This is a genomic window from Pseudomonas sp. HMSC08G10, assembly GCF_001808425.1.
GTDB lineage: Bacteria > Pseudomonadota > Gammaproteobacteria > Pseudomonadales > Pseudomonadaceae > Aquipseudomonas > Aquipseudomonas guariconensis.
The window spans coordinates 337,889-354,599 of record NZ_KV793306.1 but is presented as its reverse complement, the minus strand read 5'-3'; the positions used below and the strand labels follow the sequence as shown (position 1 = coordinate 354,599).

The 16,711-nt window shown below is 63.3% G+C and carries 14 protein-coding genes and 3 tRNA genes (1 of these 17 only partly in view); 4 read left to right on the top strand and 13 right to left on the bottom strand.

The window, feature by feature from the left end:
* Positions 1-36: 36 nt before the first annotated feature.
* Genes pepN through HMPREF3173_RS12045 form a run of 6 tightly spaced genes read right to left on the bottom strand, consistent with a single transcriptional unit; the run spans position 37 to position 6,539 of the window.
* Positions 37-2,694 carry an aminopeptidase N gene (gene pepN / locus HMPREF3173_RS12070; RefSeq protein WP_070573336.1) on the bottom strand — a complete coding sequence of 886 codons (2,658 nt, stop codon included), beginning with the start codon at positions 2,692-2,694 and terminating at the stop codon, positions 37-39.
* Between the two features lie 13 nt (positions 2,695-2,707).
* Entirely contained in the window at positions 2,708-3,538 is an 831-nt protein-coding gene (locus tag HMPREF3173_RS12065; protein WP_043206785.1) for a DUF2797 domain-containing protein, read from the bottom strand.
* Complete coding sequence (locus HMPREF3173_RS12060) at positions 3,535-3,795, bottom strand: YeaC family protein (protein ID WP_043206786.1); 261 nt, start codon at positions 3,793-3,795, stop codon at positions 3,535-3,537. The genes HMPREF3173_RS12065 and HMPREF3173_RS12060 overlap by 4 nt, the downstream gene beginning before the upstream one ends.
* 13 nt (positions 3,796-3,808) lie before the next feature.
* A complete protein-coding gene (locus HMPREF3173_RS12055; protein ID WP_070573334.1) occupies positions 3,809-4,681 on the bottom strand; it encodes a rhomboid family intramembrane serine protease in 873 nt (290 codons plus the stop codon).
* The gene (locus tag HMPREF3173_RS12050) at positions 4,678-5,649 is read right to left on the bottom strand and encodes a metallophosphoesterase (RefSeq protein WP_070573332.1); all 972 of its coding nucleotides are present in this window, start codon (positions 5,647-5,649) and stop codon (positions 4,678-4,680) included. Before HMPREF3173_RS12050 ends, HMPREF3173_RS12055 begins: the two co-directional genes overlap by 4 nt.
* Positions 5,649-6,539 carry an NAD(+) kinase gene (locus HMPREF3173_RS12045; protein WP_043206793.1) on the bottom strand — a complete coding sequence of 297 codons (891 nt, stop codon included), beginning with the start codon at positions 6,537-6,539 and terminating at the stop codon, positions 5,649-5,651. Before HMPREF3173_RS12045 ends, HMPREF3173_RS12050 begins: the two co-directional genes overlap by 1 nt.
* A gap of 57 nt (positions 6,540-6,596) precedes the next feature.
* On the opposite strand from HMPREF3173_RS12045, the gene HMPREF3173_RS12040 reads away from it, so the two are divergent.
* Together HMPREF3173_RS12040 and HMPREF3173_RS12035 are read left to right on the top strand one after the other, a co-directional pair.
* Positions 6,597-7,586: a DUF1853 family protein gene (locus tag HMPREF3173_RS12040; protein ID WP_070573330.1), complete on the top strand. Its 990-nt coding sequence runs from the start codon at positions 6,597-6,599 to the stop codon at positions 7,584-7,586.
* A 146-nt stretch (positions 7,587-7,732) separates the two neighbouring features.
* Complete coding sequence (locus HMPREF3173_RS12035) at positions 7,733-8,278, top strand: cytochrome b (protein WP_043206798.1); 546 nt, start codon at positions 7,733-7,735, stop codon at positions 8,276-8,278.
* Here the strand turns inward: HMPREF3173_RS12035 and HMPREF3173_RS12030 are convergent.
* The 3 genes from HMPREF3173_RS12030 to HMPREF3173_RS12020 form a co-directional block, all read right to left on the bottom strand.
* Positions 8,269-9,165 (bottom strand): 1-aminocyclopropane-1-carboxylate deaminase/D-cysteine desulfhydrase, encoded by an 897-nt coding sequence (locus tag HMPREF3173_RS12030; RefSeq protein ID WP_070573327.1) that lies wholly within the window; start codon positions 9,163-9,165, stop codon positions 8,269-8,271. The genes HMPREF3173_RS12035 and HMPREF3173_RS12030 overlap by 10 nt on opposite strands.
* Positions 9,166-9,238: 73 nt before the next feature.
* Positions 9,239-10,462: a hypothetical protein gene (locus HMPREF3173_RS12025; protein WP_083300018.1), complete on the bottom strand. Its 1,224-nt coding sequence runs from the start codon at positions 10,460-10,462 to the stop codon at positions 9,239-9,241.
* A 152-nt stretch (positions 10,463-10,614) separates the two neighbouring features.
* Positions 10,615-12,651, bottom strand: a complete 2,037-nt coding sequence (locus HMPREF3173_RS12020; protein ID WP_070573326.1) for an NADPH-dependent 2,4-dienoyl-CoA reductase — start codon at positions 12,649-12,651, stop codon at positions 10,615-10,617.
* A 183-nt stretch (positions 12,652-12,834) separates the two neighbouring features.
* On the opposite strand from HMPREF3173_RS12020, the gene HMPREF3173_RS12015 reads away from it, so the two are divergent.
* Positions 12,835-13,953 carry a carbon-nitrogen hydrolase family protein gene (locus tag HMPREF3173_RS12015; RefSeq protein WP_070573324.1) on the top strand — a complete coding sequence of 373 codons (1,119 nt, stop codon included), beginning with the start codon at positions 12,835-12,837 and terminating at the stop codon, positions 13,951-13,953.
* Positions 13,954-13,957: 4 nt separating this feature from the next.
* On the top strand, positions 13,958-14,998 hold the full coding sequence (locus HMPREF3173_RS12010) for an AraC family transcriptional regulator (RefSeq protein ID WP_070573322.1): 1,041 nt from the start codon (positions 13,958-13,960) through the stop codon (positions 14,996-14,998).
* Between the two features lie 230 nt (positions 14,999-15,228).
* Here the strand turns inward: HMPREF3173_RS12010 and HMPREF3173_RS12005 are convergent, their stop codons facing one another.
* From HMPREF3173_RS12005 to HMPREF3173_RS11990, 4 genes are all read right to left on the bottom strand, one after another.
* A complete protein-coding gene (locus HMPREF3173_RS12005) occupies positions 15,229-16,089 on the bottom strand; it encodes a DUF2242 domain-containing protein (RefSeq protein WP_070573320.1) in 861 nt (286 codons plus the stop codon).
* A 201-nt stretch (positions 16,090-16,290) separates the two neighbouring features.
* Positions 16,291-16,367, bottom strand: a tRNA-Asp gene (locus HMPREF3173_RS12000).
* A 136-nt stretch (positions 16,368-16,503) separates the two neighbouring features.
* Positions 16,504-16,580: transfer RNA gene (locus HMPREF3173_RS11995), tRNA-Asp, on the bottom strand.
* A gap of 99 nt (positions 16,581-16,679) precedes the next feature.
* Positions 16,680-16,711, bottom strand: a tRNA-OTHER gene (locus HMPREF3173_RS11990) (it continues 50 nt past the right edge of the window).

The following is a 16,711-nucleotide window of genomic DNA, read 5'->3' as shown; positions in this document are numbered from 1 at the left end:
GCAATGGGGCTGCCCAGCAGCCCCTGTCAGTCCGGTTCAGGCCAGACTCTTGCTCACCACTTCATACACATCGCTGGACAGCGCACCACAAGCCAGGATGCGCTCCAGCTCGCCACGCATCAGAGCCTGGCGCGCATCGTCGTACTTGCGCCAGCGGGTCAGCGGCGCCAACTGGCGCGAAGCGATCTGCGGGTTGAGGGCGTTGAGCTCGATCACCAGGTCCGCCAGGAAGCGGTAGCCCGAACCGTCGGCGGCGTGGAAGTTCACCAGGTTCTGCCCGGCGAAGGCACCGATCAGCGCACGCACCTTGTTGGGGTTCTTCAGGGTGAAAGCCGGGTGCTGCATCAGCGCCTTGACCCGCGCCAGGCCACCCGGCCGGGGGCTGGCGGCCTGCACGCTGAACCACTGGTCCATGACCAACGGGTTGTCCTTGAAGTGCTCGGCGAAGGCTTCCAGGGCCTTGGCGCGCTCGGCCTCGAACGGCGAATTGACCAGCACCGCCAGGGCGGTGAGACGCTCGGTCATGTTGTCGCAGTGCTCGAACTGCTCCAATGTCGCCTGCAACACCTGCGGCTTGCCGGTGAGCATCAGGTACGACAGGGCGATGTTCTGCAGGCTGCGGCGCGCGAAGTGCTCGGCCTCGGCGACGTAAGGGGTCTTGCCGGAGACTTCGCGGTTGGCCTGGTAGCGCGCCCACAGGGCGTCGAACAGCTGCTCGGCGATCTGCTTGCGGGCGAATTCGCGGGCGGCATGGATGGCATCGACGTCGGCCACCTGGCTGATCTCGGTCAGGTACGCCTCACCTGGCAGCGATAGCATCTCGGCGACCATCGCTGCATCGAGCGACGCATTGCCCAGTACCGTGCCCAGGGCAGTGATCAGCCGCTGATCGAGCTTGAGGGTCTCGCCACGCTGATACTGGCCGATCAGCTCCTGCAACACCTGCACCGACAGCTGCTGACCCGCTTCCCAGCGGTTGAAGCCATCGCTGTCGTGCTGCATGAGGAACATCAACTGGTCGCGATCGTAGGGGAAGCTCAGCTTGACCGGCGCGCTGAAACCACGCAGCAACGACGGCAGTGGCTTGGCGGCGATGCCTTCGAAGGTGAAGGTCTGCTCGGCTTCGGTCACCGACAGCACGCGGCTGGTGCCCTGCGGCACAGCTTCGCCGGCCAGTCGCAGTGGCAGGTCGTTGCCCTGGGCATCCAACAGGCCCAGTTCCACAGGGATCACGAACGGTTGCTTCTGGGCTTTGTCCGGGGTCTGCGGGCAGCTCTGGCGGAAAGTCAGGCTGTAGGTCTGCGCGGCGGCGTCATAGGCTTCGCGGACCTCCAGGCGCGGCGTGCCTGCCTGGCTATACCAACGCTTGAACTGGGTCAGGTCCACACCGTTGGCGTCTTCCATGGCCTTGATGAAGTCATCGCAGGTCACGGCCTGGCCGTCATGACGCTCGAAGTACAGGTCGCTGCCCTTGCGGAAGCCTTCGCTGCCCAGCAGGGTACGGACCATGCGCACCACTTCGGCACCCTTTTCATACACGGTCAGTGTGTAGAAGTTGGAAATCTCGATGAAGCTGTCCGGGCGAACCGGGTGGGCCATGGGACCTGCATCCTCGGCGAACTGGTGCGTGCGCAGGTAGGCTACGTCCTCGATGCGCTTGACCGTGCGCGAGTTCATGTCGGCGCTGAACTCGGCGTCGCGGAACACGGTGAAGCCTTCCTTGAGCGACAGCTGGAACCAGTCGCGGCAGGTCACCCGGTTGCCCGACCAGTTGTGGAAGTATTCATGGGCCACCACGCCTTCGACACGCTGGTGGGCGGCGTCGGTAGCCGTTTCGGCGCGCGCCAGCACACAGCTGGAGTTGAAGATGTTCAGGCCCTTGTTTTCCATGGCGCCCATGTTGAAGTCGTTGACCGCGACGATCATGAAGATGTCCAGGTCGTATTCACGGCCATAGACCTCCTCGTCCCAGCGCATGGACTTCTTGAGGCTGACCATGGCGTGGTCGCACTTGTCGATGTTCTCCGGCTCCACGTAGATACGCAGGGTCACGTCACGACCGGACTGACGGGTGAAGGTGTCCTCGACGCACCACAGGTCACCGGCCACCAGGGCGAACAGGTAGGCCGGTTTCATGAACGGGTCTTCCCACGTTGCCCAGTGACGACCGTCCTCGGCCGGTCCGCTGCCGACCGGGTTGCCGTTGGACAGCAACACCGGGTAGCGATGCTGCTCGGCGATCACTGTGGTGGTGAATTTGCTCATCACGTCCGGGCGATCGAGGTAGTAGGTGATCTTGCGAAAACCCTCGGCCTCGCACTGGGTGCAGAACATCTTGCCGGACTTGTACAGGCCTTCGAGCGCGGTATTGCTCTCTGGATGGATCTTCACGCTGGTGTCGAGGGTGAACCGCTCGGCCTTAGGCTGCACGGTCAGGCTTTCGTCATCGACCTGATAGTCGCCGGTGGCCAGCGTCTGGTCATCCAGCTGCACGCTCAGAAGCTCCAGTTGCTGGCCGTCGAGCACCAGCGGCGGCAGACCAGCGCCCCGGGCCGGGTTGCGGCGCATGACCAACTGCGCATGGACCAGGCTGTGGTCCTCGAACAGCTCGAACGTCAGGTGCGTCTCGTCGATCAGGTACTCAGGCGCCTGGTAATCCTTGAGGTAGATCACTTGCGGTTGTTCGGTACGCATCGTGCTGGTCCTTTTACTGGTGCACGGCCAATTGATAGGCCGTGTACTTGCGAATGTTGATCACACCGGTGTCGAAGATCAGGTACTGGCCCTTGATGCCCAGCAGCGTGCCTTCGGCCACCGGGTCTTTGTCCAGGTTGAAGCTCACGATCTTTTTCGGATAGGCCTCGACCGGGTAGCGCATTTCGACCACTTCGGCGTCGGCCAGCGGCTGGATCGCCTGCAGGCCAAAGCGCGCCTGCAAGCCCTGCAGGCCCTCGGCGCAGGCATCGAAGATCTGTTCGCGGATGGCTGGCAAATCGAGCACGTCGGCGTCGCCCTTGAGCAGCGCTCGCCAGTTGGTGCGGTCCGGTACCTGGCTGCGCAGCAGATCCTCGACCAGGCCGGACTGTTGCCGGGTGGCCACGCGCAGGATCGGCAAGGCCTGGCTGGCACCCTGGTCGAGCCAGCGGGTGGGCAGTTGGGTGGCGCGGGTGATACCGACCTTGATACCCGAGGAGTTGGCCAGGTACACCACATGGTCGGTCATGCAGAACTGCTCGCCCCAGGACGGCTCACGGCAGGTGCCGGCGTCGTAATGGCATTTTTCCGGGGCCATGATGCAGACATCGCACTGGGCCAGCTTGGTCATGCACGGGTAGCAGTAACCCTGGCTGAAGCTGGTCTTGGTGCGCTTGCCGCAGTGGGTGCAGTGGATGGCGCCGAGGTACTCCAGGCGCAGGGTCTTACCGATCAGTGGATTGACCGGCACCTGCTCCTCACCGAGGCGAAAGGCGTATTGGACAACCGGTGCTTCCAGGCGCACCGCCATTTTGCTCAGAGAGCCACGAGCGAGTTCGATCAATGTACCGAGTCCGACTTGAACAGAATGTTGGGGACCGGTGCCGATTTCGACGCGCACTCCTGTGGGCCCATATAGCCGGTGCGCTGCTCCTCGGGCAGGTTCTTCATCTCCCAGGCGATCACCGCCTGCAGCGACAGCGCTTTCTGCTCCGGGGTCAGCTTGCGGCCGTCAGCCCATTTGCCGATTTCCACGGCCAGTTTCAGGCTCTCGTAGATCTCGGGGGTGATGTTTTCGATCATTTGCGCAAAGGTGGACATAACATCTCCTAAATCAAGCCGACAGTTTACGCCGTGCCAGGGCCCCGCCCAAGAGCCCGGTCAGGCATCCGATGAGCAGTCCACCGACGTGGGCGGCATTGGCGATCTGGCCGAAGCCGAGCTGGCCGACCACGCCGGTCAGGCAGATCAACAGCCACACCAGCATCATCACCAGTACGCCCTTGGGCAGGCTGAACAACGGGCTGGGCGCCAGCCACTGGTACAGCCAGACATGCCCGAGCAAACCGTAGAGCACACCGGACAGGCCGCCGAACAGGCTGGGGCCGCTGGTGTAATGCTGGGCCAGGTTGGACACCAGGCTGAACAGCAAGGTCAGGCCCAGCAACGCCCAAGGGCCCTGGCGCAACTCGATGCGACGCCCCAACTCCCAGTACCACAGGGCGTTCATGGCCAGGTGCAGCACACCGAAATGCAGCAGCATCGGCGACACCAGTCGCCACCACTGCCCCTCGGCCAAGCCCTGCTCCAGCGAGGTGAAGTACAGGTACTGGCCCTGCACTCGGAAATCCAGGAAGGTGAACCAGCCGACCGTCGACAGGTTGTCACCCAGACCGGTCAGCACGGCGACGACCAGGCACACCAGCAGCATCCCGGCAGTGATCTTGCAGGCCCGGGCCTGCTCAGCCAGGGAGGGACGCTGGGCCATGCCCGCGAGCACTTCTTCGGGCAACTGGATCTCGTCGTTGCCCTCCGGATAGCGCTGATACAGCTCGCGCACGTCCTCGGCCAGCGACGCCGGCACCCAGAGGATCTGCTCCTGTCCCTGCTCGACCACCCGGTGCGGGACCTGCAACCGGCGCAACATCTTGACGAATCCGCCCAGGTCGACCGACAGCGGCAGGCGCATTGCGGCGATCACGTTCATTGGCTGGCCTGCAGGCGTTCGACATCGACCCAGACGAACTTGTGGGGGTCAATGCGGGTTTCATCATCCAGGCGGTAGGCCGCCAGTTTTCCGTAGAGCACGGCGCTGTAGTCCAGGCAGGCCAGGTTGCCGCGGATCGGGGCCGGGCGGCCGCTGCGCCAGTAGTGACCGACGAACAGTAACGGCTCGTCCTCGGCGTAACGCAGCAGGGCGTTTTTCTGGCTGTGGCTCAGGGGTGTGCGGGCTACGTCCTCGGGCAGGGCGTCGGGCTGGAACACAATGTCTCCATAGGTTTGAGGGTCTTCTTCCCAGAACTTGGTGCGGAAGAAGGCACGAGTCAGACCATCGCCACCGGTCAGCGTCAGACCGTCCGGCAGGCGCATGTCGGTACCGCGCAGCAGGCGGTTGCACACGGTAGATGCAAAGCTACCGGAGACCGCCGAGGCCTGGATGAAATGCTCATCGATGCACCCGTTCGGGTACTCCCGGCGCAGCGGCTCGATCAGCCCCGGGTCCCAGCAGGCATGGACCAGGCGGAAGCGCCCAGCGTCGACGAACAACGGCAGCTCATAGAACCATTGCAGGAAATCGTGCCAGTCACCTGGGTGCTGGGCGAACTGGGTCAGGGTTTCGTCGATCAGCCGAGCGTGGCGCGGGGTGTGCTCGCGCACGTAGGTCTTGCCGCTGCCTGGCAGCGCCGGAGTGACCCAGGCCAGGGCGTTGTACTCATGATTGCCCATGATGCAGAAGGCCTGCCCGGCTTCGACCATGTCATGGACGATGTGCAGGGCCTCGCGGATGCGCGGGCCGCGATCGACGATATCGCCGAGGAACAGCGCCTGGCGGCGAGGATGGCGCCACACGCCCCCCTGGCGCTTGTAACCCATCGCGTCGAGCAGGCGCTCCAGGGTCAGGGCACAACCGTGTACATCGCCGATGATGTCGAAACTGCGTGCCGGATCGAACATCAGTCGCCTCCACTCCCCAGACGGCTGCCCCAGCCGAGCTTGGTGCGGCACACCTCGTAGTAGTTATGGTCCAGCGGATGGATCAGGCGCAGCTTCTGCGGTTTCTTGCTTACCGTGATGGTGTCGCCTGGGGCGCAGGTGAAGTGGTTCTGGCCGTCGCAGGAGACCTGCGGGTAGATCTGCAGGTCCTGGGAGACGACGATCTTGAGTTCACTGTTGCCGTCCACCACGATCGGCCGTCCAGACAAAGTGTGCGGGTACATCGGCACGATGACGATGGCGTCGAGCTTTGGGTGCATGATCGGCCCACCCGCGGAGAGCGCGTAGGCAGTGGAGCCGGTGGGGGTGGCGATGATCAGGCCGTCGGCCTTCTGGCTGCAGACGAACTGGCCATCGATGTAGATCTCGAACTCGATCATCCGCGTCGACTTGCCTGGGTGCAGTACCACGTCATTGAGCGCATCGCCCTGGCCGATGGCCTCGTTGTGACGACGCACCTCCGCCTGCAGCAGGAAGCGGTTTTCCACCAGGTAATGGCCGTCGAGCACCTCGGCGACCTTGGTCTCCAGCTCGTCGGGACGGATGTCGGTGAGAAAGCCCAGGTTGCCGCGGTTGATCCCCAGCACCGGGATGTTGTGTCGAGCCAGGGCGCGGGCGGCGCCGAGCAGACTGCCGTCGCCACCGACCACGATGACCAGGTCGCAGACCTCGCCCAGCAGCTTGCGTGTGGAGGTTTGCAGGCCATGGCCGGGCAGCACCTCGGCAATGGTGTCCTCGAGGATCACATGCAGGTGGCGCTCGATCAGGAATTTTTTCAGTCGGCGAATGGTGTCCAGCACCTGGGAGCTGCCAAGGCGACCGATGATACCGATATTGCGAAATTGCTCCATGGTGCTCCTGCAAGGCTCTGCGGCGGGTGACGGATGGCCAGTGTGGCCCTTGGGATTATGGGCGAAACGACCAGCCAGCGGCAAACCGGCTATGCTCGCTGGATGACGCCTTTCGCCGATCTTCACGACCTCCCTGGCCAGTTGCGCCGCCCCGCCGTACGCGACCTGGCGTGGACAATGTTGTCGCCTGCCCTGCTGAGCCAACCGCCCTGCGCGCAACGTCACCCGTTGACGGCCAGTGCCTGGGCGGACGACCCCGAACGCCTGCGACAGTGGCTACTGGCGCTGGACCAGGACGACCAGGCGCTGCTCGACTGGCTCGCCCGCCTCACCAGCCACCGCCTTGGGCTGTACTACGAAAGCCTGTGGCAGTTCGCCCTGGGCCAGGCGCCCGGCGTCGAGCTGCTGGCAGCCAACCTGCCGATCCGCGAAGGCGGACACACGCTGGGAGAGCTGGATATCGTCCTGCGTGACCGGGAAGGCGTTCACCATCTGGAACTGGCCATCAAGCTCTACCTGGGGCCCTCCGGCGGGGACGGCCATGATCCGGCGCACTGGCTGGGCCCGGGCTGCCATGACCGCCTGGACCGCAAACTGGGCCACCTGGCCCGCCATCAGTTGACAATCTCGTCCTGGCCCCAGAGCCGCCAGGCCCTGGCATCGCTAGGGGTGCACGAGGCACGGGCACATGCCTGGCTCGGCGGCTACCTGTTCTACCCTTGGCCATTGCTTGCCGAATCGCCGGTCGGCGCCAACGCACAACATCTGCGCGGGCGCTGGTTGCGTCGAAGCGACTGGCCTGATTACCAGCAGGCCAATCCAACCGGACGCTGGCAGCCCCTGCCCCGCCATGCCTGGCTGGCACCGGCGCGGGTGGAGGCCATGGCGTGCTGGTCGCCCCTGCAGTTCGAGGCCTGGCTGGGCGAACTGGACGATCAGGCGCGCGCGCAATTGCTGGTCAGGCTTGAGGTGGCCGGGGACGGTACCTGGCAAGAGGCCGAGCGAGTGTTCCTGGTCGCCGACAGTTGGCCGCAACTCTCGGCTTGATAATCAAAACGCCCCGACCTCACATCGGGGCCACACCAAGATCAAATTTCATCGACCTGGCGCAAAGAAAAAATCCAGCCTGCCATTAAAATACCTCCCACGCGCCACCCAAGAGCGCAATTCCGACCTGATGATGAGGAACCACCATGGCTTCACCCACGCCCACGGCGCATTACGCGCGTCTGTCCATCGCCCTGCACTGGCTGATGCTGGTGCTGCTGGCTGCGGTCTACGCCACCATCGAGCTGCGCGGCCTGTTTCCCAAAGGCAGCGCCGAGCGCGACCTGATGAAAGAGTTGCACTTCATGCTCGGCCTGACGGTGTTCGTGCTGGTCTGGCTGCGCCTGGCCCTGCGCCTGAGCCGCCCGACCCCACCGATCGTGCCCAAACCTCCGGCCTGGCAGACGGGGCTGGCGCACCTGGTGCATCTGCTGCTGTACGTGATGATGATCGGCCTGCCAATCGCCGGTTGGATCATCCTCAGCGCCGCCGACAAACCGATCCCGTTCTATGGCCTCGACCTGCCTGCACTGGTCGCGCCCGATCAGGACTTGGCCAAATTCGTCAAAGGCTGGCATGAGCGAGTCGGCAGCTGGGGCTACTGGTTGATCGGCCTGCACGCCGTGGCCGGCCTCTATCACCACTATGTGCGCCGCGACGACACGCTGCTGCGCATGCTGCCCTACAAATAACCGCGACGTCCCTGCAGCCCGCCGGTGTGCAGGAAGATCAGGCGTGTGCCGCGCGCAAAACGCCCGGCCACGACCTGATCGCGCAGGGCCAGCAAGGCCTTGCCGGTGTACACCGCTTCCAACGGCAGGCCACTTTCGCGCTCGCTCTGGTCGATGAACGCCAGCAGTTCATCGTCGATCCGGGCGAATCCGCCACGGCACGCGTCATGCAGTTCATGACCGCCCTGCACCAAGGCCGAGAGGTTTTCTTCGACGCCATGCCCGGGGGGCACCGCCAGGGCCCCGTGCACCTCACGAAGCCCCTGCTCTGCCATCACCAAGCCCGCCAGCGTGGTGCCGGTCCCCACTGCCAGCCACCAGCCGTGGTATTCCTCCCAACCGAGCGCCGGGAGTTGCGTCCGAGCCTGCTCGACGATCAGTCGACAACCCTCGGCCCCTGCCAGCCCGCCCCCGCCTTCGGGAATGCAGTACCACCCGGGATAGCGCGCCTGCCAGGGCGCCCAGAAACCGGCCTGGTGTCGCGCCCGGTAGCCGGCGTAACCCAGCCAGTGCAGCTCCATGCCAAAGGCCTGCAGGTCACGAACCGTGGGTGTGTCCTGCGGATGTCCACGCAGCAGCCCCGCAGTGGCGAAGCCAAAGCGCTTGCCCGCCGCCGCCAGGGCGTGAAGGTGATTGGAGTGATTACCGCCCAGACTAATCAGCCCAGGGGCGCCCATGGCATGGGCGTCGAGCAGGTGATGGCGAAGCTTGAAGCCTTTGTTGCCGCTGATCAGCGGGTCGATCAGATCCAGACGCAGCACGGCGAGTTGGACACCGGCGTGCTCGAGCCAGGGCAAGGACAACGACTGCAAAGGTGCTTGGGGAAGGTCGGCAAAGGCGTTAGACATCGTGAGAGTGTATCGAGATCAGGGTGCTGCTGTGCACCCCGTGCTCCGCCTTTGCACCACCCGCGCCACCCGCTCAAAGCGTGGCATCGAACAACACTGTCACATCGCCTAGATACGTGCTGCCGGGATAGTCGAGCATGGATTTGACATGCTGGGAGACGACATCGAAGTGCAACTGCCCCGACTGGCCAGCCACGGGCATCGCCATTTCAAACGCCAAGGCGCTAGCGCGGCCGGTCGGAATAGTCAATCGCTGCACAGGCGCATTGGCATGTTGCACGCTTGAGGGCAGCGTCAAGGCCACGTCTACCGGCACCTGGTGGCCCGCGCCGTTGCGAATGCCACAGCTCGTCCCTTGATCGTATTGACACATCTTGTAGACCTTGAACGGGCCAGTGGACCACAGGTTCAAGCGCAGGCTGCGCTCCAGGCGAGAGGGCGGCGTGCCACCCCCGAGCCATCGCGACCAGCCCCCAGGAGGCTCCAGCACGGCACGGTCGCTCGCGGCGGGAAAGTCCAGAGCGAAGGCGTGCTGGACATCGAGTTCGAAGTTGATCCGCAGGGTTGGCGAATTGAGGTTGGTAACCCCCTCGCCCAAGTCAAAATCGCCTCCAGGGCCAACAGTGAAATCAAGGCTGCCCCGATAGATACCCTGTTTCATTCGCAACGCCGAAGGCATGGCCAGTCTATAGCCCACGCCCAGTGTGTCGACGGGATTCTGATGAACATCACCCGCATTGCCCTCTTGACCGCTTGAGTAACAACCTGTTGGATTTGCGGGAGAACGAACGGCCCGCAGGTAATAACTCATCGAACCTACGGCTGTTGCCGCGACATGACTGCACCCTCCGTAGACGTAGGCCGTGAACACCGGATTCGCCGCCCCCGGGAACCTAGGGTCGTTCGTCAGCCCCTGGCTGAGGTGAGTAATCTCGAACTGCAGCTCATGGGCGTCAATGCCCTTATCATGGGTCACCCGAACGGTACGGCTCGCAGGCGCCTTTAAGTAGAACTGCCGGCGAGGGTCCGGGGAACCATGTACCGACTGTCTATCGTAGGTAATGGGCAAGTTTGCCGTGAACAGCTTGTACTCACCGCACCGGCCAGGGAACCTCTTGCAATAGGCAGCCTCGGGCGTGGTGCTCTCGAATTCTCCAGAAGCATTACCGTTGTAGCGAGCGCTGATGACGGTCTCTGCCGCCTCGCTACAAAGAGGTCCGGTCAACATTCCAAGAAACACACCCGCTTTGAACCAACGCAAGAATGTAAGTGCTTCGAGCATCTTTGAGGAAAACATGCAGCGCTCTCATAAGTCCGGGTAGCCCAAGAGCCTATGTGCTGTGCTGAATCCCCCAATAGGCGACGTTTCCGAGCGTTCTGAGGAAACTTCCCAAGTCCAGATAGAGTGACGTGGGGGGGGCGCACAGCGCCCCCGCGCCCTCGAGACGATCACAATTGAGCAGCCAACCTCGACCCCTGGTTGATTGCCCGCTTGGCATCGAGCTCCGCCGCAACGTCCGCCCCACCGATCAGGTGCACCGACTGCCCCGCCGCGACCAGCCCGTCATACAGCTCACGCAGCGGCTCCTGGCCCGCGCAGATGACGACATTGTCCACTGCCAGCACCTGCGGCTCGCCCTCGCCGATACGCACATGCAGGCCATCATTGTCGATGGCTAGGTATTCCACACTGTTGAGCATCTGTACCCGCTTGTTCTTCAGGCCCGTGCGGTGAATCCAGCCTGTGGTCTTGCCCAGGCCATCGCCGACCTTGGTTTTCTTACGCTGCAACAGGTACACCTGCCGCGCTGGCGCATGCGGCTCGGCCTTGATGCCTGCCACACCACCACGGGCCTCGAGATGGGTATCGATGCCCCACTCTTTCCAGAACGCCTCGCGATCCTGGCTGGTAGCGACCCCTTCATGTACCAGGTACTCGGATACGTCGAAACCGATGCCGCCCGCACCGATCACCGCCACACGCTTGCCCACCGGCTTGCGCTCGAGCAGCACGTCCAGGTAGCTCAGCACCTTGGCATGCTCGATGCCTGGAATCGCCGGCGTGCGCGGGCTGATGCCGGTGGCGAGAATGATCTCGTCAAAACCGCCCGCCACCAGCTGATCGACCCCGACCCGAGTATTCAGACGCAGGTCGACACCGGTGCGCTCCACCTTGTTGCGGAAGTAACGCAGGGTTTCATGGAACTCTTCCTTGCCTGGGACACGTTTGGCGACGTTGAACTGCCCGCCGATCTCACTGGCACTGTCGAACAGCGTCACCTGGTGACCACGTTCGGCGGCCACAGTAGCCGCGGCCAGGCCCGCAGGGCCGGCGCCGACCACGGCGATGCGCTTGGTCTGGGTGACCGGAAGGTAGTTGAGTTCGGTCTCGTGACAGGCACGAGGGTTGACCAGGCAACTGGTGAGTTTACCGGCGAAGGTGTGGTCCAGGCAGGCCTGGTTGCAACCGATGCAGGTGTTGATCTCTTCGCTGTGGCCTGCGGCGGCCTTGTTGACGAACTCCGGGTCAGCCAGGAATGGCCGGGCCATTGACACCATGTCGGCATCGCCTTCAGCCAGCACGGCTTCGGCCACTTCCGGCGTGTTGATACGGTTGGTGGTGATCAGCGGAATGCTCACAGCGCCCCGCAGCTTGGCGGTCACTTTGGTGAAAGCCGCGCGCGGCACCTTGGTGGCGATGGTTGGAATGCGCGCCTCGTGCCAGCCGATACCGGTGTTGATCAAGGTAGCCCCGGCCTGCTCGATGGCCTTGGCCAGTTGCACGATCTCGTCCCAGGTGCTGCCCCCTTCGACCAGGTCGAGCATCGACAGGCGGAAGATGATGATGAAATCGGTCCCGACTGCCTCACGCACCCGGCGCACGATTTCAACGGCCAGGCGCATGCGGTTCTCGTAGCTGCCGCCCCAACGGTCGGTACGCTGGTTGGTATGGGCGGCGAGGAACTGGTTGATGAAGTAGCCTTCCGACCCCATGATTTCGACGCCGTCGTAGCCCGCGCGCTTGGCCAGCGTGGCGCAGTTGACGAAGTCGGCGATCTGCTTCTCGATGCCCTGCTCGTCCAGCTCCTTGGGTTTGAACGGGTTGATCGGCGCCTGGATGGCGCTGGGCGCGACTTGGCGTGGGCTATAGGCGTAACGCCCGGCGTGCAGTATCTGCAGACAGATCTTGCCACCGGAGGCATGCACAGCCTCGGTGACGATCCGGTGCTTGTCAGCCTCCTCCTCGGTACTGAGCTTGGCCGCGCCGGAATACACCCCACCTTCGTCGTTCGGCGCGATGCCACCGGTGACCATCAGGCCGACACCCCCCCGAGCCCGCTCGGCGAAATAGGCGGCCATGCGTTCGAAACCACCTGGGCGCTCCTCAAGGCCTGTGTGCATCGAACCCATCAAGGTCCGATTGCGCAAGGTGGTAAAACCTAAGTCGAGCGGGGCCAGCAGGTGCGGATAAAGGGTGGCGGCCATGGATGAACTCCCAGGTGGCAGGATCACGGAGCGCGGGTGCCTCGCAGGCCCCGTCGTTTATAGACATCGACATTAAACAGCCGTTTGAACAGGCTCAATGATCGAAACTGACAACTTATTGATCCTCCTGCACAGCAGGTCTACCCTAGGGCACCCTATACAGTGAAGGTGCCTTGGCGCTTCATGCGAAAATTCCTGGCAGGCGCTCTAGCGCTGGTGATGATCGCCGCCCTCTGCGGCTACGGCTTCTGGACGATGCAGCGACCGGAAGGCCATTACCTTTCCGATTTGCGAATCGAACTGGCGCTCAACCACGGCGTACCGGGCGAACACGGCAACTTGCTGGGAATCGAACCGGTGCTCTACCCGGGCGATTACCAGAACCTGCAACGTCTGCACCGCAAGCTGTCAGCCTATCTGGAACAGGCTCGCGCCCAAGGTCTGGTCAGCCCGCGTACAGTGGTGGTGTTGCCGGAACACATCGGCACTTGGCTCTGGGCCCGGGGTGAAAAGAACGAGCTGTACCAGGTCACCCAGCGCCACGAAGCCTGGCAGTGGCTGGAGGTGAGCAACCCACTGCGCTACGGTTTGGCCATGCTCACCGCCACCGGTGACGATCGCCGCTCCGACGCCCACCTGCGAATGAAGGCCGAACAGATGGCCAGCGACTATCAGCAACTGTTCGGTGGCCTGGCCAAGGAGTTCGGCGTGACGCTGGTGGCAGGCTCCATCGTCCTGCCCGCGCCTTACCTGGATAACGGCGTGCTGCGCCCCGGCAGCGGCCCTCTGTTCAACAGCAGCCTAGTGTTCGGCGGTGACGGTTCGGTACTGGGCCAACCCCAACGCCAACAGTATCCGGACAGCGAAGTACGCCGCTACGTCCATCACGGACGCAAGTTTCCCTTGCAGGTCATTCAGACCCCGGCTGGCCGCCTCGGCGTGCTGGTGGGCAGCGACAGCTGGTACCCGGAAAACTACCGGCAATTGGCGCAGCAGTCGGTGGATCTGATCGCCAATCCTGTTTTCCTCAGCGGCAAGGACACCTGGAATACACCCTGGCGCGGCAACCGCCACCAGGACGCGACGGCCGAATTGCCACTGCAACGTGGCGAAGTCAGCGAACAGACGGCCTGGCAACAACTGACCCTGACCGCCAACAGCATCACCCCAAGCCTGAGCGTATTCCTGCGTGGCCAGTTTTGGGAACAAGGCAGTGACGGACAGGGCTTTGCCAACCAGGCAGGCACGCATTTGGCCGGCAGCTCCAGCCAGGGTGCCCGCCTGCTCAACCTCTGGTTGTAGTCCCATGACTCGGCCTCGCGTACGCCTGGGCGACCTCTCGGTGGGCTTCGTCCAACCGCTGGGCGAAGCACTCCAGCAACTGGGCCACGACCCGGCTCCTCTCCTACGCCGCTATGGACTGGACCACCCTCGCCTGGCCGAAGCGGGCGCACGCCTGTCGATTCCCCGCTACATGCATTTGGGTCATGCCGCCATCGAGCTGTGCGGCGAACCAGCCCTAGGCCTGCACATGGGCCGCTTGAGTCGTCTGGCCCAGGCAGGGCTGGCTGGCGTCACGGCAGCCCAGGCCCCGACCCTGGGCGAGGCCGCGCGTGTCCTGCTGCACTTCGAGCCGCTGTATGCCGCCAATTACCGGGGCCAGTCGAGCTTTCAGGAGGACGCCCACGGCGCTTGGCTGCGCTTCTACTCCATCAGCCCCTACAATGCCTACAACCGTTTCGTGGTCGACTCGCTGCTGGCTGGCTGGCTGGCCCAACTCTCGCACTTGGCAGGCCACTCGGTGCAGGCCGAGCGCATGGAGATCGAATTCCAGGCGCCCAGCTATGCGGCCCAATACCAGGCGTTGAGCGCAACCCCGGTGCAGTTTGGCGCATCCAGCAACCAATTGCGCCTGGACCGCGCAACCCTGGATTTGCCCAACCTCCAGCATTGCCCCAGCACCTGGCAGCACCTGTTGCAGCTGTGCGAAGCGGAATTGGCCCAACGCACCCGCGTGCGCAGCCTGGGTGAGCGCATCACTCATCTGCTCGGCCCGTTGCTCAATGGTGGACAGGAACCGGACCTTGAAGCCGTGGCGCGTCACCTGCAACTGCCTACCTGGACCCTGCGTCGCAAGCTGGCCGAGGAAGGCACGCGGTTTCGCAACCTGCTCAATGACACACGCCGCGACCTCGCCGAAACCTACATCCGCGACACGGAGCTGGCCTTTGGTGAAATCGCTTATCTTTTGGGGTTTGCGTCGGCGGAGGCCTTCCAGCGCGCATTCAAGCGCTGGACCAGCCTGACGCCGGGGGAGTTTCGCCGCAATCAGCGGCGGGTGGGCTAAGGCCTGTGTGAAATGCTAGAGCTCGGTGGCGTCGTCCGCCGGCTCCATAGGGTCCAGCTCATAGGCCTGGTATTCGAGCAACTCTTCCTGATAGTCATCCATTGGCTTGCTTCCTCTTCTCATTCATCTGTTCGGGTCATGCCGTCACGCTAAGCGGGACGGATGAAGGTTTCATGACAGGTTTATGAAAGGTAAACGTAGCCGACGTTCGGGAAGTTAGGTGATCGCCTTTACAAAGGCGCAGGCGCCGCCTCGGTTACAGGAGCCTCCTGCTGCACCTGGATCGGCGCAGGTTCGGCAGGCGGGGTGACAGGCTGCGAGCCCTGGCTATCTTCGACCATGGGTGCCGCCGGTACTTCGCTGGCAGGCGCCGCGAGGGCTGCGGGTGCTGGGGCTGCAACTGGGGCTGGGGGCGGTACGGGCTCAGCTGTCGAAGCCGGTGCGCTGACCGCGAGCGGCGCGGCCACAGGCTGTGCAGAGGTCTGCTCTGGCAGCCCCAGATCAGCAGCCGGCTTTTCGGACTTGGGCGTCTCGACCTTGGGCTCGGCCTTTTTCACTTTCTTAGGCTTTGGCAGGTAACTTTCGACCAAGGCGAAATAGCGCTCGTAGAACTGCGGCGCAGTGACTGTCTCGCTGGCCACCTTGACCATGGAATCGTCAGTCGAACCGATAGGCATGGATACCGAACCCAGCACGCCCACGCCAAGGCTCGCAGAGGTGTTGGATTTCTTCAGCGCATAACGATCCTGCAGGGCGTTGGCGAACATGGTGGAGCGCTGCTCATCACCGCTGTCCGGGACACAGGTGATGTTGAAGCTGATCTGCAGGTGATTCTCGGCGTTCTGCTGGAAACTCTTGTTACCCGCGATCTGGTTGGCACCGCTGCTGGTGATGATGTAACCCTGACTGAGCAGCGCGCGCCGGGCTGCCTCGCACGAGCCAGCTTCGCTGACCGGGAAGCTGCGCGAAAACGTGCCCGAGTCGTCGAAGTTTTCGTGCTCGTAGATGGCGGGCTTCTTCGAGGAGCAACCGGATACGCCCGCCAGCACAAGGGCTAGCCCGAGCGCACCGAAGACGGAGGTTCTGGACATCATGGATTCCGGGTAGGACAAACTGCGCCTATTGTGCAACACATGGCTCATCACTGAAACCGCGTTGCACGCTTGGCTGGGCAAAATTCATATAACCGACAAGCAGGCCCACTTGAATGAGGCGGGCCCAGAAAGCAAAAAAGCGACCCTAAGGTCGCTTTCGTGTTGCTTCGAGGTGTTCATGGGGCCTCGAAGCGAAGATGGCGCAGCGGACGGGACTCGAACCCGCGACCCCCGGCGTGACAGGCCGGTATTCTAACCGACTGAACTACCGCTGCGTATCGCTCAGGCTTATGCCTGATTGAAACTGGGATCCCCCTTTCGATCACGGCTCGAAAGGCAGGCACAAAAAAAGCGACACGCTGATCGCTTTGATTGTTGCTTCAAGGTGTTCATGGGACCTCGAAGCGAAGATGGCGCAGCGGACGGGACTCGAACCCGCGACCCCCGGCGTGACAGGCCGGTATTCTAACCGACTGAACTACCGCTGCGTATCGCTCAGGCTTGCGCCTGATTGAAACTGGGATCGGCCTGAAGTGCTCTCGGCCTTCAGACCTCAGACCGGTGATGACACCCATCTGAAGAAAAAGTGGCGCAGCGGACGGGACTCGAACCCGCGACC

Coding starts and splice junctions, on each gene's coding strand:
- HMPREF3173_RS12020 (WP_070573326.1), bottom strand. CDS start 12,651: ATGGCCGCCACCCTTTATCCGCACCTGCTGGCCCCGCTCGACTTAGGT.
- HMPREF3173_RS12005 (WP_070573320.1), bottom strand. CDS start 16,089: ATGTCCAGAACCTCCGTCTTCGGTGCGCTCGGGCTAGCCCTTGTGCTG.
- HMPREF3173_RS12045 (WP_043206793.1), bottom strand. CDS start 6,539: ATGGAGCAATTTCGCAATATCGGTATCATCGGTCGCCTTGGCAGCTCC.
- HMPREF3173_RS12035 (WP_043206798.1), top strand. CDS start 7,733: ATGGCTTCACCCACGCCCACGGCGCATTACGCGCGTCTGTCCATCGCC.
- HMPREF3173_RS12010 (WP_070573322.1), top strand. CDS start 13,958: ATGACTCGGCCTCGCGTACGCCTGGGCGACCTCTCGGTGGGCTTCGTC.
- HMPREF3173_RS12040 (WP_070573330.1), top strand. CDS start 6,597: ATGGGCGAAACGACCAGCCAGCGGCAAACCGGCTATGCTCGCTGGATG.
- HMPREF3173_RS12025 (WP_083300018.1), bottom strand. CDS start 10,462: ATGTTTTCCTCAAAGATGCTCGAAGCACTTACATTCTTGCGTTGGTTC.
- HMPREF3173_RS12015 (WP_070573324.1), top strand. CDS start 12,835: ATGCGAAAATTCCTGGCAGGCGCTCTAGCGCTGGTGATGATCGCCGCC.
- pepN (WP_070573336.1), bottom strand. CDS start 2,694: ATGCGTACCGAACAACCGCAAGTGATCTACCTCAAGGATTACCAGGCG.
- HMPREF3173_RS12050 (WP_070573332.1), bottom strand. CDS start 5,649: ATGTTCGATCCGGCACGCAGTTTCGACATCATCGGCGATGTACACGGT.
- HMPREF3173_RS12030 (WP_070573327.1), bottom strand. CDS start 9,165: ATGTCTAACGCCTTTGCCGACCTTCCCCAAGCACCTTTGCAGTCGTTG.
- HMPREF3173_RS12055 (WP_070573334.1), bottom strand. CDS start 4,681: ATGAACGTGATCGCCGCAATGCGCCTGCCGCTGTCGGTCGACCTGGGC.
- HMPREF3173_RS12060 (WP_043206786.1), bottom strand. CDS start 3,795: ATGTCCACCTTTGCGCAAATGATCGAAAACATCACCCCCGAGATCTAC.